Raw genomic sequence first — 25687 nt, forward strand, 5'->3', positions numbered from 1 at the left:
ACTGGACATTCTCTATCCCTGCGTGATCAGAGGGTCAACCGAACAGAAGCGCGCAGGCACCTAATATTCCGTTTCCCTCGTGGGATATTGAGTATGTTGGTTCTGTTTGCGCGATAAGTGACTGTTGGAATTCAGACCTTGCTGTTCCAAACAGGTTTTCTTTTGGCAAAAAACGCGCCGATTCCTTCTTGAGCTTCTTCAGTTTCCCAACGATCCACCAGCGCCCGGATCGTCCCGTCGATCACAGTATTGTTAATCGTCGGTCCCAGCATTCGCACCAAAGCTTTGGCCGAGGCCACGGCCCCCGGCGCGCAGGACAGGTATGGCTCGACCTCGGCCTCGACCGCCCCGGCCAGATCATCGGCATTGACCGCGCGGGCAAGCAATCCCAGTTCCACAGCCTCGGACGCTTCAAAAAGACGTGCCGACATGAATACGCGCCGCGCCCGTGCCTCGCCCATGCGTGCAACAACATAGGGACCAATGGTCGCCGGGATCAGGCCCAATCTCGTTTCTGTCAGGCCCATTTTCACTGACTGAACACCAATTGCCACGTCACACACTGCGGCCATTCCAACGCCCCCTCCAAAAGCGTTGCCCTGAACGGCGCCGATCAACGGTTTCGGCATCGTGTTCAAAGCCTGCAACATTTCGGCCAGCTTACGCGCTTCAACAAAGCGCGTTTCGGGGTCGGCGGCCATTTGATCCTGCATCCAGCTTAAATCGCCTCCGGCGCAGAAGCTTTTGCCCGCGCCTGTCAGGACGACCACCCGCACTGCGTCGTCCTGCCCTAACTGCCCTGCGGCCTGTGTCAGCTCCGATATCATCTGCGCTGACATCGCATTGTGTTTTTCCGGACGGTTCAGCGTCAGCGTCGCGACGCCGCGCGGGTCCACTGCGATTGAAATGGTGTCGAACATGGCCTTACTTATTCCCCTCGCATGGCGCGCGCCATCTGCGCGGCCTGGTCCACGATCTCGGGGGCGATGCCGGTCTCATATCCCAGCCGATGTAAGTGCGACACAACCGTTTCGGTCGCCACATTCCCGGCCGCGCCAAGGGCGTATGGACACCCCCCCAAACCGCCAACCGCGGAATCGAACGTGCGCACCCCCAAAGCGAGGGCCGCGTCTATATTGTCGATCGCCCGTCCGTTGGTGTCGTGAAAATGACCCGCCAGTCTGGTGACGGGCACCCGCTTTTGCACCGCCAAAAGCATATGCGCGACAGTATCAGGCGTGCCCTGCCCGACCGTATCCCCCAGAGACACTTCGTAACAGCCCAGCGCAAACAGCGTATCCGCGACTTCAGCAACTTTTTCAGGGTCTGTCGGGCCATCATAGGGACAGTCCGTCACGCAAGAGACATACCCCCGCACGGGAAGGTCAATATGCCGAGCAGCCTCTAGAATTGGGGTAAACCGCTCGATGGATTCCGCAATCGAGGCGTTGATGTTGGCCTTAGAAAACCCCTCGGAGGCTGAGGCGAAAACAGCAATCTCATCCGCCTTGGCCGCAAGCGCGTCGTCATACCCGCGCATGTTCGGTGTCAGCGCGGCATAGCGCACACCATCGGCACGGGAAATCCCAGCCAGCACTTCGGCACTGCCCGCCATCTGTGGCACCCACTTGGTTGAAACAAAGCTGGCCACCTCGATCCGGTTGAACCCGGCCCGGCTCAGACAATCGATCAACGCGACCTTTTCGGCCACCGGGATTTCCCGCTTTTCATTCTGCAGACCGTCGCGCGGCCCCACTTCGAAGATTTCAACCCGATCACCCATGGCTGCGCCCCTCCCTTATTGCCGCTATGAACCCGACCTTGCCACGTTGCGCCCGCACGGGACAGATCATTCCTCCTCCAACCGGACCAGAGCGGCACCGGCTTCGACCTGCCCCCCGGCTTCGGCGAGCACTTCGGCAACGACGCCATCGCGTGCTGCCAGCAAGGAATGCTCCATCTTCATGGCTTCCAGAACGGCCAGTCGATCGCCTTCCTGCACCGTTTGCCCCACTGTCGCGAACATGGCTTTTACCAATCCCGGCATCGGTGCCTCGATCACGTTGGTGTCGCCAACGGCACTAGCGTCGCGGTCCAGAGGATCGACGATATCGAACGATTGCCCATAGTTTTCGAAAACAGTGACCCTCGACCCTGCCACAGCTACGCGCGGCATGGGCTTGCCACCCACGATCCATTTCCCGGCCTTTCGTTCGGCCAGAACCGAGTCGTCCCCCACCCGCCAAAGCTGTCGGTCCGGCCCTTCGACCTGAACATCCAGATCAATCACGTCTTCGGCCTTCAGTTGGGCCGCCCGATGCAGGGGTGCCCAAAGAGAGAACCCACACTCTTCGTTCGTATCCACCAGCCCCAACCCCGTCATCGCCGCCGAAACACAGGTAGACGCCGTAACTGGGACGGGCCTGATGAGCGCGTCCAAGTCCCGCCCGATCAGTCCTGTATCCACATCCCCCGCCGCAAAACCGGTATGCCGTGTCAACGCCCCCAGAAACCCGAGGTTTGTAACTGTCCCGGCAACTTCGGTACGCGACAACGCCCGATGCAGTTGCTCCAACGCAATCTGGCGTGTTGGCCCGTGCACGATGACCTTGGCGATCATCGGATCGTACCAAGGGCTGATCGTATCGCCCGCCCGAACGCCGCTATCTGCCCGGCAAGCCGTCGGGAACTTCAGATGAGTCAGCTTGCCCGTCGCAGGCAAAAACCCTTTGGGCACATCTTCGGCGTAAAGCCGCGCCTCAAACGCGTGGCCGGTGATCGACAGTTCATTTTGTTTCTTTGGCAGCGTCTCGCCCGAGGCAACCCGCAATTGCCATTCGACCAGATCTACGCCCGTAATGGCCTCGGTCACAGGGTGTTCGACCTGCAAGCGTGTGTTCATTTCCATGAACCAGAACCGATCCGGTCGCAGCCCTTCCGAGGCATCGACGATAAATTCAACCGTGCCTGCACCCTTATAGCCAATCGCCTCGGCCGCCCTGACACCCGCCTGCCCCATCGCCTCGCGCATTTCGGGCGTCATACCGGGCGCAGGCGCTTCCTCGATCACCTTTTGATGGCGCCGTTGCAGGGAGCAATCGCGTTCGAACAGATGCACGGCGTGTGTGCCATCTCCGAAAACCTGCACTTCGATATGGCGCGGTTTGGCGACGAACTTCTCGACCAGCACGGCATCGTTACCAAAGGCTGTACGCGCCTCGCCACGTGCGCTGTCCAAGGCCGACGCAAAATCCTCGGGCTGCTCAACCAGCCGCATCCCCTTGCCGCCACCTCCGGCAACAGCCTTGATCAGCACGGGATAGCCGATGGTTTCCGCCGCACCGGCCAAATGGTCGGGGTCCTGATTGTCACCGTGATAGCCGGGCACAACCGGCACGCCCGCCTGCTCCATCAAAACCTTGGCCGCATCCTTGAGACCCATCTTGCGGATCGCATCCGCAGAAGGCCCGATAAACGTCAACCCAGCGGCTTCGACCGAATCCACGAAATCCGGATTCTCGGACAAAAACCCATATCCGGGATGGATCGCCTGCGCGCCGGTGTCCAGCGCTGCCTGAACGATCACGTCGCCCTTCAAATAGCTCTCAGCCGGTGCCGCACCGCCGATATGCACCGCCTCATCCGCCATTTGTACATGTTTGGCCGAGGCATCCACATCGGAATATACCGCAACGCAGGCCACACCCAACTTCTGAGCGGTTTCCATCACGCGGCAAGCAATCTCACCCCGGTTGGCAATCAGGATTTTGCTGAACATATTTCTTACTCCTCTGACGCCAAATCTTCGATCAGCCGAAACCGTTCGCAGAGCAATTCCATCTCTGGGTCAAATCCACCGTTGCGCTCAAAGTATCGACTGTGATCCTCCCGCCATCCTTCAAGCGTTTCGTTCTCGCCCTCGGCCAAGGCAAACGCTTCGGTCATGTCACAGAACCGGCTGACCGTAACCTCAAGCGTCTCGATCACCAAAGCCGGACGACCATCCCACTCCAGAGCAATATCGCGCCGCCCGACCACTGGGGTCTCTGAGCTGCCTTCGGGATAGTCACGCAACGCGCCACAGGTTGCTGTTTTCCGCCCTGCACGAACCAACCCCAACAGTTCAGCGCTCATCGACGCGCTGTCACCGAACTTGAAGGTTTGCGCGCCGGGATAACGAGTCAAAACGTCCTTTAAAGTCATGATGATCACATCCTGAACACGCCAAAACGTGTCTCTTCGATCGGGGCGTTCAAGGCGGCGCTTAGCGACAGGGCCAGCACATCGCGCGATTTGCGCGGGTCGATGATGCCGTCATCCCAAAGCCGCGCCGAAGCATAGAGCGGGTGTGACTGCTCCTCGAACATATTCAGCGTCGGGCGCTTGAATTCGGCTTCTTCCTCGGCCGACCACGTGCCGCCCTGCCGCTCGATCCCGTCGCGTTTGACAGTAGCCAAAACACCTGCCGCCTGCTCACCCCCCATCACCGAGATGCGCGAGTTCGGCCAGGTCCACAGGAACCGAGGCTGATAGGCGCGACCCGCCATGCCGTAGTTTCCCGCGCCGAACGAGCCGCCCACCAGCATCGTGATCTTGGGCACCGAGGTCGTCGCCACAGCCGTCACCATCTTGGCGCCGTGCCGCGCGATGCCCTCATTCTCGTATTTCCGACCGACCATGAACCCGGTGATGTTCTGCAAGAACACAAGCGGCGTTTTGCGCTGCGAACACAGTTCGACAAAATGCGCCCCCTTCTGTGCGGCTTCGGAAAACAGCACGCCGTTGTTGGCGATGATCCCCACCGGGCAGCCTTTGACATGGGCAAACCCCGTCACAAGCGTCTCACCGAACCGAGGCTTGAACTCATCGAACCGAGACCCATCGACCAGCCGCGCAACCACCTCGCGGATGTCATAGGGCGTGCGCAGATCGGCAGGCACAACGCCGAGGATTTCCTCGGGGTCATAGGCCGGGTCCTCAGGGTTGGCCCAATCCACTGTCTGCGGCTTGCGCAGGTTCAGCGACCCCACGGCCCGGCGCGCCAAAGCCAGTGCGTGCGCATCATCCTCGGCCAGATAATCCGCTACACCGGACAGGCGCGTATGCACATCGCCGCCGCCCAAGTCTTCGGCGCTGACCACCTCGCCCGTGGCAGCCTTGACCAGAGGCGGTCCGGCCAGAAAGATCGTCCCCTGTTCCTTGACGATAATCGTCACATCCGACATCGCGGGCACATAGGCCCCACCCGCCGTACAAGACCCCATCACCACCGCGATCTGAGCAATCCCCTTGGCGCTCATCCGCGCCTGATTATAGAAAATACGGCCAAAGTGGTCTCGGTCGGGAAAGACCTCATCCTGATTGGGCAGGTTCGCACCTCCGCTATCGACCAAATAGATGCAGGGCAGATGGTTTTCCTCGGCAATCTCCTGCGCCCTCAGGTGTTTTTTGACCGACATCGGATAGTATGTACCGCCCTTCACAGTGGCATCGTTGCACACCACCATGACCTCGCGCCCCTGCACCCGGCCAATCCCCGCGATCACCCCGGCACAAGGCGCGGCGTCACCATACATCCCATGCGCCGCCGTCGCGCCGATCTCCAGAAACGGAGACCCTGCGTCCAGCAAATTCGCCACCCTGCGCCGAGGCAGCATCTTGCCCCGAGACACATGCCGCGCGCGGGATTTTTCACCGCCGCCCATGCGGGCCGCTTCGGCGGCTTCGGAGATCTGTGCCAGCGCGTCCAGATGGGCGGTGCGGTTTGCCTTGAAGCCCTCAGAGGCGGGCATGGCTTTGGATGTGAGTTTCATTTACGTTGTCTCCAATTCCAACTTCGCACGACGCTTCAATTCCTTCCGAATGACCTTCCCTGTCACCGTCATCGGCAATTCCTCCAGAAACGCCACCTCGCGCGGGTAGGAATATTGCGCCAGACGGGCCTTTACCCACTCCTGCAACTCCGTGCCCGTCGTCTCAGCCCCCGGTTTCAACACGACATACGCCTTGACAATCTCGGTCCGCAGCGGGTCGGGTTTGCCGACCACGCCCACGGTCGCCACCGCAGGGTGAGTCAGCAGGCAATCCTCGATTTCGGCGGGGCCGATGCGGTATCCGGCAGAGGTGATCACGTCGTCATCTCGCCCCACGAACCGTAGATAGTCGCCCTCCCACACGCCACGATCACCGGTGATCAGCCAGTCACCCCGGAATTTCTGCGCAGTCTCCTCGGGCCGGTTCCAGTACTCCAGCAACATCGAGGCCGAGCCGCGCCGGATGGCAACGTTGCCTTCTTTGTCCGTTGGCTGGCCCATGTCATCAATCACCGCCACCTCATGCCCCGGCACCGGTTTCCCGATACAGCCGGGCCGCACCGGGAAGTCTTCGGCGCAGGACGACACGACCATGTTACATTCGGTCTGGCCGTAGAATTCGTTGATCGTCAGGCCGAATGCCTGCTGCCCCCAGGCCAGCATCTCGGCCCCCAGTGGCTCGCCGCCCGACGCGACCGAGCGTAGGCCGGGGACGGCCTGACTTGCCGCTTTCAGCATCCGCAACGCGGTGGGGGGAAAGAACACGTTGCGCACTCCGCCGCGCGCGATCACGTCAGCGCAGACTTCTGGGGTAAATTTCTCAAGCCGCGCGGCGACCACCGGGATGCCCAGCGCCAGACCGGGCATCAGCGCATCGAACAACCCACCAATCCATGCCCAGTCGGCAGGGGTCCAAAGGCAATCGCCGTCGCGTAGGTGATTGTGGCTTATGGATACGCCCGGCAGATGCCCCGTCAGAACCCGGTGCCCGTGCAGCGCCCCCTTGGGGCTTCCGGTTGTGCCCGAGGTATAGATCAGCACGGCGGGATCCTCGGGGCCCGTATCAGCAAAGGAAACCGCGCCATCAGACGGTGCAATCCGGTCAACCCGCACCGAGTGTGCCAAAGCGCCCAACAGTTCCTCGCCTTCTGCATCCGTCAAAACTATCTGCGCACCTGCATCCCGAACCCTTGAGGCCAGCGCATCATGTTTGAATAGCTTAAATAGCGGAACCGAGATCGCGCCGATTTTCCAGATCGCCAAATGCGCTGCGGCGCACCACGGCGATTGGCTAAGAAGTACGCCCACCCGGTCGCCGCGTTGCACGGATATCATCAGTTGGCGCGCGATACCGTCCACCATTCGCTGCAAGCGGTCAAAGGTGACGTCGTCCTGCGTACCCCCGGTCAGGTCGCGAATAGCCACGCGATCACCCGGTTGCGACAGACATTGCCGCGCCATGTTCAATCGGTCGGGAATCAACCAGCCACCACCGGGCTGCAATCCAGGTATGCGCCTAGCGGGACACATTGCCGAAACCCTTTGTTTTCATGACATTTCTTTGGCGATGGGCGCGTTCGCCAATCACACGAACTTGATACAGATCAGAGTTGGCAGCGGACCGTTCGTGCAAAACGCCAGCATCAACAAACCTAAAGGCAGTAAAATGACCAACAAACTCGCCGCTCTGACCCTCTCCACCGCGCTTGTCGCACTGGCTGTCCCGGCTTTCGCCCAATCTCAGGGTGATTGGACCGTCGGACTTGGTGTGGGCTATCTCGACCCGAAATCCGACAACGGCACGCTGAGCAATGGCGCCAGCGTCGAGGTTGACTCGGACACGCGCCCGATCTTTACAGTAGAATACTTCATTCGTGACAACCTTGGCATCGAATTGCTGGCTGCAACGCCCTTCAGCCATGACATTACCTTGGCTGGCAGCATCGACGGCGGGACCGTCAAGCACTTGCCGCCCACACTGTCGCTGAACTATCACTTCCCGACCAACAGCGCGTGGAAGCCTTACGTTGGCGCTGGTATCAACTATACCGTCTTCTTTGACGAAAGCTCGGCTCTGGGCGATCTGGAACTGGATGACTCGGTTGGTGTCTCTCTGCAGGCTGGTCTGGATTACATGGTCACCGAAAAAGGCGCCGTGCGTCTGAACGTGCGCTGGTTCGACATCGACTCTGATGTCAGCCTCGACGGAAACGACCTCGGTACTGCCGAGATTGATCCGTGGCTGGTCGGCGTTTCCTACGTCCATCGCTTCTGACCCTTCGAAGAAACGCCCCGCAGTTCCCTCGTCTGCGGGGCGTTTTTCCATCACTCCATCCCGCTCATCAGTTCCCGGCCGATCAGCATCCGGCGGATTTCACTGGTGCCCGCGCCAATCTCCATCAGCTTGGCATCGCGGAAAATCCGGCTGACAGGAGAATCCGACAGAAACCCGGCCCCGCCCATTGCCTGCACCGCCTGATGCGCCTGCGTCATCGCCGCCTCGGACGCGTAAAGGCAGCACGCCGCCGCATCCTGACGCGTCACATCCCCGCGATCACACGCCTTGGCCACTTCGTACACATAGGCGCGGGCTGAATTCATCGCCGTATACATATCTGCGATCTTTCCCTGCATAAGCTGGAAGCTACCGATGGGTTTCCCGAATTGCTTACGCTCGGCCAGATAGGGCATGATCTCATCCAGACAGGCGGCCATGATGCCGATACCGATTCCGGCAAGCACCACACGCTCATAGTCCAGGCCAGACATTAGAACCGCGACACCCTTCCCTTCTTCGCCAAGCACATTTTCAAACGGCACTTCCACGTCTTCAAAGACCAGCTCGGCCGTATTCGACCCGCGCATCCCCAACTTGTCGAAATGGGGTGAGGTGGAAAAGCCGGTCATCTCTTTCTCGATCAGAAAGGCGGTTATCCCACGCGACCCGGCCTCTGGGTTAGTCTTGGCGTAAACGACCAGAGTATCCGCGTCCGGTCCGTTGGTGATCCAGTATTTGCTGCCGTTCAGACGGTAGTGATCATTGCGCTTCTCGGCCCGCAACTTCATCGACACCACGTCGGACCCTGCCGACGCCTCGGACATCGCCAGTGCTCCCACATGTTCACCCGAAATCAAGCGCGGCAGGTATTTCGTCTTTTGTTCATCCGTTCCGTTCAACTTGATCTGATTGACGCACAGGTTCGAGTGGGCGCCATAAGACAGTGATACCGAAGCCGAAGCCCGGGCAACCTCTTCGACGGCGACGGTATGGGCCAGATACGACATGCCCACCCCGCCAAATTCTTCGGGCACCGTTATGCCCAACATCCCCAAATCGCCCATTTCCTTCCAAAGCTCATTGGGAAACGCGTTCGAGGCATCAATCTCGGCGGCCATCGGCTTGACCCGCTCCTGCGCCCAGCGGTGAACCATTTCACGCAGGGCATTCACATCCTCGCCCAGATCAAACTGCATGGTAGCCGCGAACATATGCGATCTCCTCCCTCGCATTAATGAACAGTTGTTCAATAAGTATCAGCGAATCTTTTCCGGGTCAACGACGGCCATGCAGAAACACACCACCGACCCGTCAGGGGTGGTGGTGTCAAAGCATCAAGTGTGCGCTTTCAGCGCACTCCTTTGGATTACGATTGGTAGACCGTCCCGACCTCGGCCCAGATGATCCGCGCGATCAGTCGGCAATCATCCAGAGAGAATGTCAGCGGCACGCGCATGTCCATGATCCCGGCCAGCACCCGGTCACTGGCGGGCAAAGGCGCGCTGTCGGCGTAGCGCCAGCTATCATAGCGCGAGGTAAACCCGGTGGGCTCGGCCCCGCCGAACCACTTCAACTCGACCCCACGCGTAGCACAGCGGCGGATCACTTCGGCAATACGCTCGGATGACCAGTCCAACAGCAGGAACTGAATGGACGAGCCCACATAGGTCTCACCCTCGGGCCGCTCGACAATCGTCAAGCCGGGCGTTCCGCGCAGCCCCTTTTCAATCTCGGCATAACGCTCATTCCAACGCGCGACCTGTCTATCCAGATCCCGCAGTTGAGGCCGCAGGATCGCCGCCCGCAGATTATCCATCCGACCCGAAACATTGGGCGTGGTGTACTTGATCCTCTCAAAAGCCTCAGGTCCCGGCGCGGCCAGATGGCGTTCGTACAGCATATAGGATCCCGACAGCATCGTGGCCTTGGCCGCCAACTCCTCATCATCTGTGATCAGCAAGCCGCCCTCGCCCGAGTTCACGTGCTTGTAGGTCTGGCAAGAATAACACCCGATGGCCCCCTGCCGCCCCGACAGTTGCCCGCGCCACGCGGCACCCATCGTATGCGCGCAATCCTCGATCACGGTCACACCCGCGGCGTCGCACATCTGCATCAGCCGATCCATGTCACACAGATGCCCGCGCATGTGGCTGAGCATCAGCACCCGCGCCTGATCAAGCTTGCTCTCAAGATCATCCAGATCAATTACCAGCCCTTCGGTCACGCCCACGAACACGGGCTTTGCCCCGACCGAGGCAATCGACCCCGGCACAGGGGCCAGCGTGAAGGCATTGGTCAGAACCGGATCACCGGGCTGCACACCCACCGCACGCAATGCGGTCGCCAGCGCATAGCCGCCCGACGACACGGCCAGACAGTATTTCGCCCCCATCTGCGCGGCAAATTCCTGCTCCAGCAAAGCAGTTTCGCCCAGCTCTCCGGGCGTCACGTTATAGCGATGCAACCGCCCGTGACGCAGAACCGCCAATGCGGCCTCGATCGCTTCGTCAGGGATGGGTTCCTGCTGTGTGAAACTGCCAGTGAATGTCTCGGTCATACGCCCGTTCTGAGGCCGCGCGTGCGCAGCGTCAAGGGCTTACGCCACCGCTCCAATAAGGCTGGTCACAACCTCGGGCAGATCATCGAAGTGATGCAGCAATGCTTCGGGCTCAAGCGCGGCCATATCCGCGCCCGACGGACCAAACGTCACCAACACCGAAGGAACCCCAGCGGCGCGCGCAGTATTGCGGTCAGTATCGGAATCTCCGATCAGCACACAAAGATCGGGATGCCCCCCTGCCCGCCGCGCGGCCTCGCGCAGAGGTTCGGGATCGGGCTTACGAACCGGCAGGGTGTCGGCCCCCACCAATGATGCGAACTGCTCCCGCACGCCCATCTGGGTCAGCAACTGATCGGCAAGAGCTTCGGGCTTGTTCGTGCAAATCCCCACGCCGTACCCCGCGACCTTCAATGCCTCAACCGCATCAAGTGCACCTGGGTAGAAATGCGTATGGGTATCAATGGCCTGCGCATATGCGTCCAGCAGCATTGGATAATATACCTGAATCGCCTGTTCATCATAAGCCCCGACACGCTTCAATCCGTGCGTCAGCATCATCCGGCCACCCCGCAGCGCGACCGCAGCATCCTGCCCGTGAACCAGAACATCTCCGTGCCCCATATGGCGGAAACAGTGGTTCGCGGCTTCAAGCAAATCACCCGAGGTATCGGCCAATGTCCCGTCCAGATCGAAGATAACCGTTCGCATCGCGCCTCCTGCTTCGGCGGTTTTTCGCCGTATCCTGTTGCAAACGGCAATCTTGTTTGATGGCTGAACCGCTTGCGCCTTTGCCCTCAGCGGATAAAACGGACCGCAACAAAACACAAAGAGAAAACGATTTCATGAGCACCGCCCTTGTCATCCTTGCCGCAGGTAAAGGCACCAGGATGAATTCGGACATCCCCAAGGTCCTTCATCCAATTGCCCAGACACCGATGCTGGTTCACACCATGCGCGCCGGATCGGTTCTATCGCCCGAGCGCACCGTGATCGTCACCGGGCACGGGTCCGAGGCTGTGGCGAAAGTGGCGACCGCCGAAGACGAAACAGCCCGGATCGCGGAGCAGACCGAACAGTTGGGCACCGCTCATGCCGTCGCTCAGGCGCGCGCTGCGCTGGAGGGGTTCAAGGGCGACGTGGTGGTTTTGTATGGCGACACTCCGTTCCTTCAACCCGAGACACTGGAGCGGATGATCGAGGCGCGCGCGCAAAACGATCTGGTTATCCTCGGGTTCGAAGCCGCCGATCCCGCGCGCTATGGTCGCTTGGTCATGAACGAAGATCATCTTGAGCGGATTGTCGAATTCAAGGATGCTTCAGATGAAGAACGCGCGATAACCTTCTGCAATTCCGGTCTTTTGGCGTGCGACGCAGAGGTGTTGTTTTCCCTGATCGACGCGGTGGGTAACGGCAATGCAGCCGAGGAATATTATCTGACCGACGTCGTGGAAATCGCCCGCAGCCGTGACCTGAAAGTCACCGCAATTGCCTGCGACGAGGCCGAGACGCTGGGGGTCAACTCGCGCGCTGATCTTGCCGCTGCCGACGCTGTATTCCAAACCCGCGCGCGGTCAGAACTGCTGGGCCTTGGCGTGACTTTGATGGCCCCTGAGACCGTTTATCTTGCCGCTGACACGATCATCGGACGCGACACGGTTATCGAACCGAATGTGGTATTCGGCCCCGGTGTCACGGTCGAAAGCGGTGCGACGATCCGGGCGTTTTCGCATCTTGAGGGCTGTCACGTTAGCCGAGGCGCTGTCATCGGCCCCTATGCCCGCCTGCGCCCCGGCGCGGAACTGGCCGAGAACACACGCATCGGGAATTTCGTCGAAATCAAAAATGCCGAGATCGCCGAAGGCGCGAAGATCAATCACCTTAGCTATATCGGGGATGCCTCCGTTGGCGCGGATTCGAATATCGGGGCGGGTACGATCACCTGTAATTATGACGGGGTGATGAAGCACAAGACCACGATAGGTGAAAATGTCTTCATCGGATCGAACACCATGCTTGTTGCACCCGTGACCGTGGGCGACGGAGCCATGACAGCGACCGGCACCGTGGTCACGCGCGACGTCGAGCCCGACGCTCTGGCTGTGGCGCGCGCCAAGCAGGACAACAAACCCGGCTATGCGCGCAAATTGTTTGAGATGCTCAAGGCGAAGAAGGTTCGCCGCGACAAAGGAGCCTGACCTATGTGTGGAATTGTAGGCGTTCTGGGGCAGCACGAAGTCGCCCCCATTCTGGTCGAAGCGTTGAAACGTCTGGAATATCGCGGCTATGACAGCGCCGGGATTGCAACGGTGAACGGCGGTGACCTGGGGCGTCGCCGGGCCGTGGGAAAGCTGGTGAACCTCAGCGATCTGCTGGTGCATGATCCCCTGCCCGGCAAGTCCGGCATCGGCCATACACGCTGGGCCACCCATGGCGCACCTTCTGTGACGAACGCGCATCCGCATCAGGCGGGTCCAGTGGCCGTGGTACATAATGGCATCGTCGAAAACTATCGCGATCTGCGTACAGAGCTGGCCGAACATGGCGTAGGCTTCATGACCGAAACCGACACCGAAACTGTCGCGCTGATGGCCGAGCACTACCTGTCAACGGGGCTTTCCCCGGTTGAGGCGGCCTTTAAAACAATCGACCGGTTGGAAGGCGCATTTGCTCTGGCATTTCTGTTTGAAGGGCAAGAGGACCTGATCATCGCCGCGCGCAAGGGATCGCCGCTGGCGATCGGGCATGGGGATGATGAGATGTTCGTCGGTTCGGACGCCATTGCGCTGGCGCCGCTGACGGATCGCATCACCTATCTTGAAGAAGGCGACCGGGCGGTGCTGACCCGTACCACGTTGGAAATTCGTAACGAAGCGGGCGATCTCGTCAACCGTGACGTTCGCCAGATCAAGCTGGACACTGCGCGTACTGACAAAGGCGGGCACAAGCACTTTATGGCCAAGGAAATTGCGGAACAGCCCGTGGTCGTGGCCGAAGCAATCCGTTCATATTTGCCCACCGGCGGTGATGAGGTTGCCCTGCCCGCAGAACTGGACTTTACCAAGCTCGACCGTTTGACGATGGTTGCGTGCGGCACCGCCTTTTATGCCTGTTTGACCGCCAAGTACTGGTTCGAGAAACTGGCCAAAATGCCGGTTGAGGTCGATATCGCCAGTGAATTCCGGTACCGGGAACCTCCGATCAGTGACCGGACCGCGGCGCTGTTCGTTAGTCAGTCCGGTGAAACGGCCGATACGTTGGCGGCCCTAAGGTACTGTGAAGGCAAGGCGGACAAGATCATTTCGGTGGTCAATGTCCCCGAAAGCTCAATCGCGCGCGAAGGCGATGTGACGCTGCCCATTCATGCCGGGGTCGAGATCGGAGTGGCCTCGACCAAGGCTTTCACATGCCAATTGAGCGTGTTGCTGATGCTTGCACTAAAAGCCGCCTCGGATCGCGGGACGTTGACGGCAGAAGAACTGGCCGACCACGCCGCCGCATTGCGCGGCTTGCCTGCGGTGCTCAACGTCGCGTTAGAGCAGAACGACGCGATCCGCGCATCCGCCCAACGACTGTCCGAGGCACAGGACGTTCTGTTTTTGGGGCGCGGCCTGATGTATCCTCTGGCCATGGAAGGCGCACTAAAGCTAAAGGAAATCAGCTATATACACGCCGAAGGTTACGCGTCTGGCGAGCTGAAACACGGCCCAATCGCCCTGATCGACAAACATATGCCGGTGGTTGTGATGGCACCGCGTGACGCGGTTTTCGACAAAACCATATCGAACATGCAAGAAGTGATGGCACGCAAAGGCAAGGTCATTCTGATATCAGATGGCGACGGGATCGCCGAGGCTGAGGACGGCGTCTGGAGCACGATCCGCATGCCACTTGTTCATGAAAGCCTCGCCCCGATCCTCTATTCGGTTCCTGCGCAGTTGCTGGCGTATCACACGGCCGTCGCCAAGGGCACAGACGTGGACCAGCCACGCAATCTGGCGAAATCTGTTACGGTGGAGTAGCGATCCGTGGACGCCTATCTGGATCAGATCAAGGAACATGCCGATCCCGAGCGCGCCACGCAGATGGCGGCCTATCACAAGGCGGCCCGTCCTTATTTAGGGGTCGCAAACCCTATCTTGAACGACCTGACAAAAGCGTGGCGGCGAGACCTTGACGTGGCCTCTCGGGTCCAATTGGCCGATGACCTGTGGCAGACAAACATTCATGAGGCACGCTTAGCCGCCGCCAAATTGCTGACACAGGCGCGCATTCGGCCGGATGATGCGGCTTGGGAAGTACTGCAAAGCTGGTTGCCGGATTTCGATGCCTGGGCCGTTGCGGACCACGCGTGCATGGCCATGCAAAAGCGGCTGTCAGCCGACCCAGAAAGGCTGGATCAGGTCGGAGGCTGGACATCCTCAGACCACATGTGGACACGTCGCGCGGCATTGGTGGCAACCCTGCCATGGACCAAGCAAAACCACCCCAAGCCGGATGATCTGGACCGCCGGGATCGTATTTTGACCTGGGCCGCAGGATATGTCCCCGACCGTGATTGGTTTATCCAGAAGGCCATCGCATGGTGGTTGCGCGAGCTTTCCAAGCACGACCCATCCCGTGTTGTCGCGTTCCTACAAACATATGGTGATGCAATGAAACCCTTTGCGCGCAAAGAGGCCGGAAAGTACCTGAAGGATCAGTTTGAGTAGACCTCAAGCTCGACCAATTCATCGAAAGGCAGCAGCAATGCCCGCATCGCGTCCAACGACAAACGGCTGCCCCCGCCTTCCGGCCCAGAAGCAGGCACCAGCGTAATGTAGGCCTGAGCGCCAGTTCTTGGAACGACCACCCGCCCGGTGAATTCGGTGTCGACCAGCGGTGTTTCCAACCAGCGCCCCGGTGTTGTGGGGTCACCCAGACTGGCCACAGTGGTTTTCGGACCAACCCAACTTGGGGCAGCCACAGCAACAGGTTCGGGGTCAGCTACGTCAGCGACTTCTACTGCTTCGGGCTCGGCTTGAGCCTTCTCACCGTCGCCGCCAAAGACGCGATCTGTCGTGGACCGGACGGTGTCGCATCCCGCAACAACTGCAAACAAAACAATAAATGCAATCCTCATACTGGTAATCTACCGTTCCAACGGCCTCTGATCTAGACCAAAGCACAGTTCGCCCTTGTCGCAGCGGGGTCACCGCTTTACCTATGGTGCATGACTGCTGCTCCACTAATCGACCCGTTTGCCCGTGCAATCACCTACTTGCGTGTTTCCGTCACGGACCGCTGCGACTTTCGCTGTGTTTATTGTATGTCCGAAGACATGAAGTTCCTGCCCAAAAAGGACCTTCTGACTTTGGAAGAACTGGACCGGATGTGTTCGACCTTCATCAACATGGGCGTCGAAAAGCTGCGCATCACAGGGGGTGAACCTTTGGTGCGCCGGAACATCATGGCGTTCTTCAACGCGATGACACGCCATCTGGAAAGCGGGGCACTTAAGGAGTTGACCCTTACCACCAACGGATCGCAACTTCATCGTTTCGCAGACGACCTCTACGCAGCCGGCGTGCGCCGCGTGAATATCTCGCTGGATACGCTGGACGAGGACAAATTCGCCCAGATCACACGCTGGGGACGCCTGAAACAGGTCTTGAAAGGCATTGACGCAGCTCAGAAAGCCGGGCTGCGCATCAAGATCAACGCCGTTGCCCTTAAGGGTTTCAACGAAGAGGAGCTTCCCCAAATCACGCGGTGGTGCGCCGAGCGCGACATGGATCTAACCTGGATCGAAGTCATGCCCATGGGTGATATCGGCAATGAAGACCGCCTTGATCAGTACTGGTCGCTGAAGGACGTGCGCAAAGAGTATGAAAACCACTACACAGTCTCTGATCTGGCCGAGCGCACGGGCGGACCGGCGCGCTATGTGCGGCTTGAGGAAACCGGACAGAAAATCGGGTTCATTACACCGCTGTCCCACAATTTCTGCGAAAGCTGCAACCGTGTACGCCTGACCTGCACCGGTGAATTGTATATGTGCCTTGGTCAGGAAGACATGGCCGACTTGCGCAGCTCACTTCGGGATCATCCCAACACCGAAGAGCCGCTGGAACACGCGATCCGCGCGGCCATCAATCTGAAACCCAAGGGCCACGATTTCGACTATTCCCGCCAGTCCGTCGACGGAAAGATGAGCCGTCACATGAGTCACACAGGCGGCTGACATGCCCGATCATTCAGAACGGCCGACGCTGCTATACACCCTGTATTGCGGCCTGACCGGCGTTGCCGCGCCAATCGTTTGGCAGACGGTTCGAAAGAAACTACAGGCCGCTGATGTCCCGGTTGAGCGTCAACACGAACGGCTGGGCCATGCAAGCCTGCCGCGACCAAATGGCCAACTGATCTGGTTTCATGCGGCAAGCGTCGGCGAAACCCTGTCCGTCATCACCCTGATCAAACGCCTGGGTCAGCGCTTGCCCCAGGCCGAGTTCCTAATAACGTCCGGCACACCGACCTCAGCCGCGTTGATCGCAAAGCGGATGCCCCCGCGCACGCGCCACCAATTCCCACCGCTTGACACGTCCGGACCCGTTCAGCGCTTCCTGACCCATTGGCGACCGGACGCTGGTATTTTCGTCGAAAGCGAAATCTGGCCCCGGCTCATCGTTGAAAGTGCAGATCGCAAGATCCCGCTGGCCTTACTGAACGCCCGCCTCTCAGACAAATCTGTCGAGGGATGGAAAAAGCGACCAGTAACCGCACGTTTCATTCTGGATAAGTTCAGTCTTTTCCTGACCCAAAATGACAAGGCGGCCGAAAACTTGCGCCAAATGGGGGCTGCACCGGAACGGGTTCAATCAGGCACCAACCTCAAGGCTATGTCCGACCCCCTGCCTGTTGACCAGAACACAGTATCGCAAATCCAAAACCAGATTTCAGGCCGCCCCGTGTGGATCGCCAGTTCCACCCATCAGGGCGAGGAAGACGCCGTTCTTGCCGCACATGCACAGTTGCTCAAACAGCGCCCCGACTTGCTATTGCTTCTGATCCCCCGCCACCCGGAACGCCGGGATGAAGTTCACGCCCTTATCAAACAAACCGGACTAACGGCCGCGTTTCGGTCCTCTGACCAAGCAATCACGGACACAACACAAATCTACGTGGCAGACACTTTAGGGGAAACCGGCACGTGGTACGCAATCTGCCCCATCGTGTTCCTTGGCGGCTCATTGAAGGAAATCGGAGGACACAATCCCTTCGAACCCGCACAAGCCGGCGCTGCAGTCATCACCGGGCCCGGCTATTACAATTTCGCTGAAACATTCGCGCCCCTGATCGAAACCGGAGGTGCCGTGGAAATAAACCCTGCCCCGCAACTGGCAGCTATCGTTGACAAATGGCTATCTGACCCAAGCGCACTGAATTCAGCACGGACAGCCTCAAAATCCTGCGTCAATACGCAGAAATCGGCCCTGAATGATGTCGTCGAAACCCTATGTACCAGGCTTGATCTACGGCCTCAGGATCCCTCTCCATCTGGCTAAAAATATCCCGGGGGTGTGGGGGCAGCGCCCCCACCCACGCTGCCATTCACGCAGCGGGCATTCGCTGTTCAACAATTTCTGCCCACCAACTGCAACCGGCAGGAATCGCCTCATCGTTGAAATTGTATTCCGGGTGATGCACAGCCGCTGAATCGCCGTTTCCAACCAGAATATAAGCCCCCGGTCGCTCCTCCAGCATAAAGGCAAAGTCCTCGCCCCCCATGACCAACGGTGCCTCAGCGCACTCACCGGCCACGGATCGCGCGACATTCGCTGCAAAATCAGTTTGCTCATCGCTGTTCACCATCACGGGATAGCCGCGGTAATACGTTACTTCTGCCGCTCCGCCGAATGTGGCGGCAACCCCGTTGCAAATTTCACCGATCCGCTTTTCAGCCAGCCCCCGCATCGCTTCGCTCATCGTGCGCACCGTACCTTTTAACCTGACCGTCTGCGGGATCACGTTGAAAGCTGTCGAAGACGTTTCAAAAGACGTGACCGACACGACAATCTGATCAATGGGATCAGCATTGCGCGACGCAATGGTCTGCAAGGCCATGACCGCTTGCGCGGCAAGGACAGTCGTATCGACTGTTTCATGTGGCTTGGCCGCGTGGCCCCCTTTACCTTCGAATATGATATCAAACTGGTCGGTCGCGGCAAAAAAGGCACCGGGGCGTATGGCAAAGCTTCCGACCGGACGTCCGGGCCAGTTATGCATCCCATAAACTTCCTGAATGCCCCAGCGGTCCATCATCCCGTCTTCGCACATCTCACGACCACCACCGCCGCCCTCTTCGGCGGGCTGAAAGATGACAACGACAGTGCCGTCAAAGTTTCGCGTCTCCGAGAGGTATTTCGCCGCCCCCAACAGCATCGCCGTATGACCGTCGTGCCCGCAGGCATGCATGGCGCCCTCAGTCTTGGACGCATAGTTCAGCCCCGTCGCCTCATGAATCGGCAGCGCGTCCATATCAGCCCGCAATCCGATAACGTTGCCTTTTGTATCGACCTTGCCTTTGATGATGCCCACGACACCCGTGCGCCCGATCCCGGTCACGACCTCGTCACAGCCAAATTCCCTCAGCTTTTCCGCCACCAAAGCACTGGTGCGATGGGTTTCGAACAAAATTTCGGGATTCTGGTGGATATCACGCCGCCACTCGGTGATTTCGTTTTGCAGTTCCGCGAACCGGTTCTTTATCGGCATGTCTACCTCCCATATTGTTCTTGTTCCCTGCTCTTGGCAGTCAATCCAGTGCAGCAGGTCGCAACGCACCGGACAAGATAACTATCATGATTGCAAGCGGCAGCAGGGCCATAAACGCCAACCGCAATGTAAGCATCTCTGCCAAAAACCCAATAAGCGGAGGCCCGATCAACAACCCGCCATATCCCAATGTGGCCACGCTTGCGATGGCTTGGCCGGGCGGGACATTTGGATCGTTGGCCGCTCGGCTGAACGCTAAGGGCATAATGACAGCATAACCGATGCCCATCAGCGCAAAGCCTGCCAGCGCCAATTGGGGCTGCACCGCCGAAACGACGCCCAGAACACCCAATGCCGCGCACACGCCACCAAATCTGGCCGTCGCGACAGGCCCAAACCGGGCGATGACGACGCCTCCGGCCAACCGAAAGGCGACCATGGTGACTGAGAATACAGCGTACCCCAAGGCCGCGATACTCTCGGCTGCGCCCGTCACGTCCCGCAGGAAAATCGCGCTCCAGTCTGCAACCGCGCCCTCGCCCAATGCACCGCACAGGGCTGTGAATCCGACAAGGATCAGTGCCCCGGATGGCAGGGCAAAAACCGCCCCGCCGGGCGAAGCCGCCCTGCGCGACGTCCAGCGCACCCAAGACAAAACCAGCGCCAAACCAACCACAGCACCGCCCGCCAAAAGAAAGTGCTGCATTACAGTCATACCAAGCTGCACGGCACCGTACCCACTCAGCGCACCCAGCCCGGCCCCAAGGCTCCACATCGCGTGAAACGAAGACATGACGGGCTTGTCATAGGCTTGTTCAACTTCAGCAGCCCATGCGTTCATCGCGACGTCCATCGACCCGTGAAACGCCCCGAATATGAATAAAAAGGCCGCCAGCGCCCAAAAACTACCGGCAACAGCCAACAGAACCAGCGAAAGCGTGTAGAGAACCGCGATGACTCGCGTGATGGACACCGCCCCAAACTTATCCGTCAAACGACCGGTTATAGGAAAGGAACAAACGGCCCCAGCCGCCATGAACAGCAAGCCAAGGCCCAAAGCCTCGTGCGTCAGGTCCAGCCTGTCCCGTACCGCGGGGATACGGGATGCCCATATACCGAACAACGCACCATTCAGGATGAACATGGCGGCTACAGCCCGCCATGCGGCTACGATTCCAATCACCGGTCTACCCTCAGCTCTCCGCCTGCCCCGGTCAGTACTACAGACACGGCACGGAATGGCGAACGAGGTTTACTCCAACCGCCTGCGAATTTGCCGGATCGCAAACCAAACGGTCAGCACAACTGGGATCGTGACAATCGCCGTCAGCATACCTTTGCTTATCCCGGCCTTGGTCAAAGGATACAAAAGGTAGCTGACCAACGAGACCGCATAATAGCTGATGGCAACCACCGACAACCCCTCGACCGTGTGCTGCAAACGCAGGGCCAGATCAGCGCGACGGTCCATACTTTCCAACAGCGCTTGATTCTGCGCACTGCGTTCCACATCCACCCGGGTCCGCAACAGCTCTCCTGCGCGGATGGCCCGATCCGACAGGGCCTGCAAGCGCCGCTCAGTCGACTTCACGGTGCGGATCGCGGGGTCATAGCGCCGCATCATGAAATCGGCAAAGCTCTGACGACCCTCAAACCTCTGCTCGCGCAACACCTCGATGCGTTGATTGACGATGGCTTCATATGCGCCCGTTGCACCGAACCGAAACGAACACCGGGCAGACAATGTCTCCAGCTCAATCGACGTGGCAAGCAGGTCCGGCAAAAGCTCGTCAGGATGGGCCGAATTGTCGGTCATCTGCCCCATCAAATTGGTAAGTTGCGCGTCCAACTCACCAATCCGGGGCGTCAATTGCTTGACGCGGGCAAAACCCAGCATCGACATCGCCTTGTATGTTTCGATCTCGCACAGGCGCTGAATGATCCGCCCCGTCCTACGCCGCCCGGTGCCTTTGTTCACAAACAGCGCAAAGCGCATATGTCCAGCCGGATCAATCCGGAAGTCGCTCGCGCATATGGCCGCATCATCCAATACTCTAGCCACAGCAAGACTTTCCGGCTCAAACCAATCGGCCAGAGCGTCCTTGGCAGCCGCATCGCTTTCCAGGTCCACCACCCGCATCATGGCCGAGGTAACACGCTGACCCGGACTTGCCATCAACCAGTCCTGTGGAAACACCTCAAAATCGGCAGGATTGAAGGCACGGTCGCTGACATTCTGCGTGATCGCAGTATAAGTCACAAACTCGGTATGCTGCTCCCATTTGAGCCAATGACGGCCAATCTGACCCGCATAATGGGTGGCCTCAGGCTGCGGATGCGGCGCGCCATGGCGATCCAGCAGATTGATCAAATGCACCATATCTTCGTGCCGATCCCGCCCGACAGCTTCAGTAGTTTTCTTTATGGCCAGAAACACCACCGTGCAGGGCGTCGATGCCACCGGAAATGGGCGCGCATGCAGTTCGTTGGCCAGCGCATAGCGCAGCGGATGATCATCGATAGGCGTCATTCTGGGCTCCGGGTCTGACCAGCGCACTATACGACACCTCAAAAATACATCAATTCTCTTTTTATTTCATATGCTTACAAGGATACAACGGTATACAAATCCGCTATCTCATTGATTTGGTTGCCACAGCTCGATCGGGTTGCCCTCTGGGTCGTGAAGTCTGGCGAATTTTCCGACCTCGCTGTCCCATTCGGCCCGAGTCTCCACAGGGATTCCAGCGACCTCAAGCTGCGCGATCATCGCGCCCAAGTCGTCCACTCGAAAATTTATCATCCATTGCTGTTCGGTGCGCCCGAAATAATCCGTATCCTGCGCGAATGGCGCAAAGACCGTATACCCGGCACTCTGTTTCCAAGGCAGCGGGTTGAGCTGGTTCACACCAAGATGCTCTTCATACCACCGTCCAAGCGCCTCCGGATCACGAGCGCGAAAGAACACGCCGCCTATGCCATTTACTTTCTGCAAAACCTACCCATTCGCGAATACCTTCTCCCCAAAGATACCACATCTCGCCCGCTTCATCTGGCCAGAAATATCCTGGGGGGTTTGGGGGCAAAGCCCCCCATCATTCACCAAAAAGAAAAGGGCGCCCATCGGCGCCCTTTCCAATCTACCTATAAGGATAGATCAGTCGATCATCGGCAGCAGCTTGTCCAACGAAGCCTTCGCGTCGCCATAAAACATGCGCGTGTTCTCTTTGAAGAACAGCGGATTTTCGATGCCCGAATAGCCAGTTCCCTGACCACGTTTGGACACAAACACCTGCTTGGCCTTCCAGCATTCCAGAACCGGCATCCCGGCAATCGGGCTGTTGGGGTCTTCCTGCGCCGCAGGGTTCACGATGTCGTTCGAGCCGATTACGATGGCCACATCCGTTTCCGGGAAGTCCTCGTTGATCTCATCCATTTCCAGAACGATGTCATAAGGCACCTTCGCCTCGGCCAGCAGCACGTTCATGTGACCCGGCAAACGACCCGCAACGGGGTGGATCGCAAAACGCACCTCTTTGCCCTTGGCACGCAGCTTGCGGACCAGTTCGGAAACCGACTGCTGTGCCTGCGCAACCGCCATACCATAACCTGGAATGATGATCACACTGTCAGCGTCATTCAAAGCAGCGGCCACGCCATCGGCGTCAATCGCCACCTGCTCGCCCTCAACTTCCATCTGCGGGCCCGAGGTGCCGCCAAAGCCGCCCAGGATCACGCTGACAAAGTGCCGGTTCATCGCCTTACACATGATGTAGGACAGGATCGCACCGGACGAACCGACCAGCGCACCGACCACGATCAGCAGGTCGTTGCCAAGGCTGAAACCAATCGCTGCCGCAGCCCAACCCGAATACGAGTTTAGCATCGACACAACCACCGGCATATCCGCACCACCAATACCCATGATCAGGTGATAGCCGATGAACAGCGCCGCCAGCGTCATCAGGATCAGCGGGAACAGACCACCCGACGCGGTGTACCAGATCAGACAGATCAGCGAGAGACCCGCCGCCGCCGCGTTCAGCGCATGACCGCCAGGCAGCTTGGTCGCCGCAGATGTCACTTTGCCCGCCAGCTTGCCATAAGCCACGACAGAACCGGTAAAGGTGATCGCACCGATGAAGATACCCAGGAACAGTTCCACATGCAGGATGGTTAGTTCCGCCGCCGTTTTCTTGGCGATCAGCTTGGCAAATGCGCCCAGATCGGACAGGTCCGCCTCTTTCGCGCTGTCAGCAATCGCCATGACCTGCGCAACGTTGCCGATCTCAAAATGCGCGTTGAAACCAACGAACACAGCCGCCAGACCCACCAGCGAGTGCATCGCGGCCACAAGCTGCGGCATCTCGGTCATCTGCACGCGTTTGGCCACGTAGGAACCAATCAGACCGCCACCAGCGATCAGCAACAGCGACAGCAGCCACAGGCCGGAACCCGGACCAACCAGCGTGGCGAAAACCGCCAGCACCATACCGACAATGCCGTACCAGACAGCGCGTTTGGCGCTTTCCTGGTTCGACAACCCGCCCAGAGACAGGATGAAAAGGACAGCCGCGACAACATAAGCGGCAGTGGTGAAGCCAATCATCTACCCGGCCTCCTTAAGATTTCTGGAACATGGCGAGCATGCGCCGGGTGACAAGAAAGCCGCCGAAGATGTTGATCCCGGCCATAAAGACAGACAACGCCGCCAGCAGAATGACCAGGAACGAACCCGACCCGATCTGCATAAGCGCCCCAACGATAATGATCGACGAGATCGCGTTGGTGATCGCCATCAGCGGGGTGTGCAGGCTGTGCGCCACTCCCCAGATCACCTGGAAGCCCACGAATACGGCCAGCACGAACACGATGAAGTGCTGCATGAAGCTGGCCGGAGCGACCAGACCAACCAGCAGCATCAGCGCGCCGCCGACACCCAGCAGGGTGAACTGCTGCTTGGTCTGCGCCTTGAACGCCGCAATCTCCTGCGCCTTTTTCTCTTCCGGGGTCAGTTCTTTGACCTCGGGCTTTTTCTGCGCCGCGATGGCCTGCACTTTGGGCGGTGGTGGCGGGAAGGTGATCTCACCTTCAAAGGTCACGGTCGACCCGCGGATCACGTCATCTTCCATGTCGTGATTGATCTGACCATCCTTCTCGGGCGTCAGGTCTGCCATCATGTGACGGATGTTGGTCGCGTAGAGCGACGAGGACTGCGACGCCATCCGGCTGGGGAAGTCGGTATAGCCGATGATGGTCACGCCATTGTCGGTCACGATCTTCTCATCCGCGACGGTCAGCTTACAGTTGCCGCCCTTTTCCGCGGCAAGGTCAACGATAACCGAACCCGGCTTCATGCTTTCGACCATATCTTTGGTCCAAAGCTCGGGCGCTTCGCGGTTCGGGATCAGCGCGGTGGTGATCACGATGTCCATTTCAGGGGCCAGTTCACGGAACTTGGCAAGCTGCGCGTTGCGGAATTCTTCGGACTGGACCGACGCATAGCCGCCGGTGGCTGCGCCATCCTGCTGCTGCTCTTCAAAGTCCAGATAGACGAACTCGGCACCCATGGATTCGACCTGCTCGGCCACTTCGGGGCGCACGTCGAACGCATAAGTGATCGCACCCAGCGAGGTCGACGTCCCGATCGCGGCCAGACCGGCCACACCGGCACCAACGATCAGCACCTTCGCAGGCGGGACTTTACCTGCAGCCGTGACCTGACCGGTGAAGAAACGGCCAAAGTTGTTGCCGGCCTCGATCACGGCACGGTAACCCGCGATGTTCGCCATCGAGGACAGTGCATCCATCTTCTGAGCACGGGAAATACGCGGAACCATTTCCATGGCGATCACGTTCGCGCCCTTGGACTTGGCCAGTTCCATCCCTTCTTCATTGCCCGCCGGGTTGAAGAACGAAATCAAGGTCTTGCCCTTGGTCAGGCGCTTCAGCTCGGTTTCATTCGGCTGACGTACCTTGGCAACAATATCCGCCGCCTTCCATAGGGCCGCAGCGGTTTTGACAATCTCAACGCCTGCGGCTTCATAGGCTGCATCCGAGAATCCAGCCGCAGCACCCGCACCGGTTTCAATGGCACAGTCATAGCCCAGTTTTTGAAGCTGAACGGCTGAGTCCGGAGTCATCGCGACCCGGTTTTCACCGTCCATAATCTCTTTTGGTGTTCCTATCTTCACCGGCATTATCCCCCTAATTTTCACTCACATTGAGCGGGTGGTCGGTATTGTTCATCAAGCATCCATGTATCCTGCGCAATATTATTTC

Annotated in this window: 22 protein-coding genes; 6 read left to right on the forward strand and 16 right to left on the reverse strand. The window is 59.0% G+C overall.

All coding sequences use genetic code 11. The features are described 5' to 3' along the window. Positions 1-131: 131 nt before the first annotated feature. The 6 genes from ACT2B1_RS13070 to ACT2B1_RS13095 all read right to left on the reverse strand — a co-directional run bounded on the left by ACT2B1_RS13070 (position 132) and on the right by ACT2B1_RS13095 (position 7343). Positions 132-920, reverse strand: a complete 789-nt coding sequence (locus ACT2B1_RS13070) for a crotonase/enoyl-CoA hydratase family protein (RefSeq protein WP_171239759.1) — start codon at positions 918-920, stop codon at positions 132-134. 8 nt (positions 921-928) lie between these two features. Further along, the gene (locus ACT2B1_RS13075) at positions 929-1783 is read right to left on the reverse strand and encodes a hydroxymethylglutaryl-CoA lyase (protein ID WP_171239758.1); all 855 of its coding nucleotides are present in this window, start codon (positions 1781-1783) and stop codon (positions 929-931) included. A 66-nt stretch (positions 1784-1849) separates the two neighbouring features. After that, positions 1850-3778, reverse strand: coding sequence for an acetyl/propionyl/methylcrotonyl-CoA carboxylase subunit alpha (locus ACT2B1_RS13080; protein ID WP_481667900.1), 1929 nt, complete (start codon positions 3776-3778; stop codon positions 1850-1852). A 5-nt stretch (positions 3779-3783) separates the two neighbouring features. Next, positions 3784-4203, reverse strand: coding sequence for an ASCH domain-containing protein (locus ACT2B1_RS13085; RefSeq protein WP_481667901.1), 420 nt, complete (start codon positions 4201-4203; stop codon positions 3784-3786). Between the two features lie 5 nt (positions 4204-4208). Next, positions 4209-5813, reverse strand: coding sequence for a carboxyl transferase domain-containing protein (locus ACT2B1_RS13090; protein WP_171239755.1), 1605 nt, complete (start codon positions 5811-5813; stop codon positions 4209-4211). Beyond that, a complete protein-coding gene (locus ACT2B1_RS13095; RefSeq protein ID WP_171239754.1) occupies positions 5814-7343 on the reverse strand; it encodes an AMP-binding protein in 1530 nt (509 codons plus the stop codon). Positions 7344-7479: 136 nt separating this feature from the next. On the opposite strand from ACT2B1_RS13095, the gene ACT2B1_RS13100 reads away from it, so the two are divergent. After that, on the forward strand, positions 7480-8088 hold the full coding sequence (locus ACT2B1_RS13100; protein ID WP_171239753.1) for an OmpW/AlkL family protein: 609 nt from the start codon (positions 7480-7482) through the stop codon (positions 8086-8088). Between the two features lie 50 nt (positions 8089-8138). On the opposite strand, the gene ACT2B1_RS13105 is transcribed toward ACT2B1_RS13100, so the two are convergent. From ACT2B1_RS13105 to ACT2B1_RS13115, 3 genes are all read right to left on the reverse strand, one after another. Further along, entirely contained in the window at positions 8139-9302 is a 1164-nt protein-coding gene (locus ACT2B1_RS13105) for an isovaleryl-CoA dehydrogenase (RefSeq protein WP_481667902.1), read from the reverse strand. 155 nt (positions 9303-9457) lie between these two features. Continuing rightward, positions 9458-10648 carry a DegT/DnrJ/EryC1/StrS family aminotransferase gene (locus ACT2B1_RS13110; RefSeq protein ID WP_481667903.1) on the reverse strand — a complete coding sequence of 397 codons (1191 nt, stop codon included), beginning with the start codon at positions 10646-10648 and terminating at the stop codon, positions 9458-9460. Positions 10649-10687: 39 nt separating this feature from the next. Continuing rightward, complete coding sequence (locus ACT2B1_RS13115; protein ID WP_171120756.1) at positions 10688-11359, reverse strand: HAD-IA family hydrolase; 672 nt, start codon at positions 11357-11359, stop codon at positions 10688-10690. 134 nt (positions 11360-11493) lie between these two features. Between ACT2B1_RS13115 and glmU the strand changes: the two genes are divergently transcribed. From glmU to ACT2B1_RS13130, 3 genes are all read left to right on the forward strand, one after another. Further along, positions 11494-12846, forward strand: coding sequence for a bifunctional UDP-N-acetylglucosamine diphosphorylase/glucosamine-1-phosphate N-acetyltransferase GlmU (gene glmU, locus ACT2B1_RS13120; protein WP_481667904.1), 1353 nt, complete (start codon positions 11494-11496; stop codon positions 12844-12846). 3 nt (positions 12847-12849) lie between these two features. Then, on the forward strand, positions 12850-14670 hold the full coding sequence (glmS, locus tag ACT2B1_RS13125) for a glutamine--fructose-6-phosphate transaminase (isomerizing) (protein WP_481667905.1): 1821 nt from the start codon (positions 12850-12852) through the stop codon (positions 14668-14670). 63 nt (positions 14671-14733) lie between these two features. Further along, positions 14734-15360 (forward strand): DNA alkylation repair protein, encoded by a 627-nt coding sequence (locus tag ACT2B1_RS13130; protein WP_174825574.1) that lies wholly within the window; start codon positions 14734-14736, stop codon positions 15358-15360. On the opposite strand, the gene ACT2B1_RS13135 is transcribed toward ACT2B1_RS13130, so the two are convergent. Continuing rightward, complete coding sequence (locus tag ACT2B1_RS13135) at positions 15348-15770, reverse strand: hypothetical protein (RefSeq protein ID WP_171120749.1); 423 nt, start codon at positions 15768-15770, stop codon at positions 15348-15350. The genes ACT2B1_RS13130 and ACT2B1_RS13135 overlap by 13 nt on opposite strands. Before the next feature lie 90 nt (positions 15771-15860). Between ACT2B1_RS13135 and moaA the strand changes: the two genes are divergently transcribed. Both moaA and ACT2B1_RS13145 read left to right on the forward strand, forming a co-directional pair. After that, positions 15861-16871: a GTP 3',8-cyclase MoaA gene (gene moaA, locus ACT2B1_RS13140; protein WP_171122585.1), complete on the forward strand. Its 1011-nt coding sequence runs from the start codon at positions 15861-15863 to the stop codon at positions 16869-16871. Between the two features lies 1 nt (position 16872). Then, positions 16873-18195 carry a 3-deoxy-D-manno-octulosonic acid transferase gene (locus ACT2B1_RS13145; protein ID WP_481667906.1) on the forward strand — a complete coding sequence of 441 codons (1323 nt, stop codon included), beginning with the start codon at positions 16873-16875 and terminating at the stop codon, positions 18193-18195. Between the two features lie 46 nt (positions 18196-18241). Here the strand turns inward: ACT2B1_RS13145 and ACT2B1_RS13150 are convergent, their stop codons facing one another. The 6 genes from ACT2B1_RS13150 to ACT2B1_RS13175 form a co-directional block, all read right to left on the reverse strand. Further along, entirely contained in the window at positions 18242-19405 is a 1164-nt protein-coding gene (locus ACT2B1_RS13150; RefSeq protein ID WP_481667907.1) for a M20 aminoacylase family protein, read from the reverse strand. A 40-nt stretch (positions 19406-19445) separates the two neighbouring features. Next, positions 19446-20588, reverse strand: coding sequence for an MFS transporter (locus ACT2B1_RS13155; RefSeq protein WP_371808216.1), 1143 nt, complete (start codon positions 20586-20588; stop codon positions 19446-19448). A 69-nt stretch (positions 20589-20657) separates the two neighbouring features. After that, positions 20658-21935 (reverse strand): DUF3422 family protein, encoded by a 1278-nt coding sequence (locus tag ACT2B1_RS13160; protein ID WP_171120741.1) that lies wholly within the window; start codon positions 21933-21935, stop codon positions 20658-20660. 108 nt (positions 21936-22043) lie between these two features. Next, positions 22044-22400, reverse strand: a complete 357-nt coding sequence (locus ACT2B1_RS13165; RefSeq protein ID WP_171120739.1) for a VOC family protein — start codon at positions 22398-22400, stop codon at positions 22044-22046. 162 nt (positions 22401-22562) lie between these two features. Then, on the reverse strand, positions 22563-24014 hold the full coding sequence (locus ACT2B1_RS13170) for an NAD(P)(+) transhydrogenase (Re/Si-specific) subunit beta (protein ID WP_171239746.1): 1452 nt from the start codon (positions 24012-24014) through the stop codon (positions 22563-22565). A 13-nt stretch (positions 24015-24027) separates the two neighbouring features. After that, on the reverse strand, positions 24028-25599 hold the full coding sequence (locus ACT2B1_RS13175; protein WP_171120734.1) for a Re/Si-specific NAD(P)(+) transhydrogenase subunit alpha: 1572 nt from the start codon (positions 25597-25599) through the stop codon (positions 24028-24030). Positions 25600-25687: the final 88 nt, after the last annotated feature.

It is taken from the genome of Ruegeria sp. S263 (assembly GCF_056780525.1).

Bases quoted from the DNA above. Each gene is read 5' to 3' on its own strand.
- ACT2B1_RS13070 (WP_171239759.1), bottom strand. From the start codon at position 920: ATGTTCGACACCATTTCAATCGCAGTGGACCCGCGCGGCGTCGCGACG.
- ACT2B1_RS13075 (WP_171239758.1), bottom strand. From the start codon at position 1,783: ATGGGTGATCGGGTTGAAATCTTCGAAGTGGGGCCGCGCGACGGTCTG.
- ACT2B1_RS13080 (WP_481667900.1), bottom strand. From the start codon at position 3,778: ATGTTCAGCAAAATCCTGATTGCCAACCGGGGTGAGATTGCTTGCCGC.
- ACT2B1_RS13085 (WP_481667901.1), bottom strand. From the start codon at position 4,203: ATGACTTTAAAGGACGTTTTGACTCGTTATCCCGGCGCGCAAACCTTC.
- ACT2B1_RS13090 (WP_171239755.1), bottom strand. From the start codon at position 5,813: ATGAAACTCACATCCAAAGCCATGCCCGCCTCTGAGGGCTTCAAGGCA.
- ACT2B1_RS13095 (WP_171239754.1), bottom strand. From the start codon at position 7,343: ATGTGTCCCGCTAGGCGCATACCTGGATTGCAGCCCGGTGGTGGCTGG.
- ACT2B1_RS13100 (WP_171239753.1), top strand. From the start codon at position 7,480: ATGACCAACAAACTCGCCGCTCTGACCCTCTCCACCGCGCTTGTCGCA.
- ACT2B1_RS13105 (WP_481667902.1), bottom strand. From the start codon at position 9,302: ATGTTCGCGGCTACCATGCAGTTTGATCTGGGCGAGGATGTGAATGCC.
- ACT2B1_RS13110 (WP_481667903.1), bottom strand. From the start codon at position 10,648: ATGACCGAGACATTCACTGGCAGTTTCACACAGCAGGAACCCATCCCT.
- ACT2B1_RS13115 (WP_171120756.1), bottom strand. From the start codon at position 11,359: ATGCGAACGGTTATCTTCGATCTGGACGGGACATTGGCCGATACCTCG.
- glmU (WP_481667904.1), top strand. From the start codon at position 11,494: ATGAGCACCGCCCTTGTCATCCTTGCCGCAGGTAAAGGCACCAGGATG.
- glmS (WP_481667905.1), top strand. From the start codon at position 12,850: ATGTGTGGAATTGTAGGCGTTCTGGGGCAGCACGAAGTCGCCCCCATT.
- ACT2B1_RS13130 (WP_174825574.1), top strand. From the start codon at position 14,734: ATGGCGGCCTATCACAAGGCGGCCCGTCCTTATTTAGGGGTCGCAAAC.
- ACT2B1_RS13135 (WP_171120749.1), bottom strand. From the start codon at position 15,770: ATGAGGATTGCATTTATTGTTTTGTTTGCAGTTGTTGCGGGATGCGAC.
- moaA (WP_171122585.1), top strand. From the start codon at position 15,861: ATGACTGCTGCTCCACTAATCGACCCGTTTGCCCGTGCAATCACCTAC.
- ACT2B1_RS13145 (WP_481667906.1), top strand. From the start codon at position 16,873: ATGCCCGATCATTCAGAACGGCCGACGCTGCTATACACCCTGTATTGC.
- ACT2B1_RS13150 (WP_481667907.1), bottom strand. From the start codon at position 19,405: ATGCCGATAAAGAACCGGTTCGCGGAACTGCAAAACGAAATCACCGAG.
- ACT2B1_RS13160 (WP_171120741.1), bottom strand. From the start codon at position 21,935: ATGACGCCTATCGATGATCATCCGCTGCGCTATGCGCTGGCCAACGAA.
- ACT2B1_RS13170 (WP_171239746.1), bottom strand. From the start codon at position 24,014: ATGATTGGCTTCACCACTGCCGCTTATGTTGTCGCGGCTGTCCTTTTC.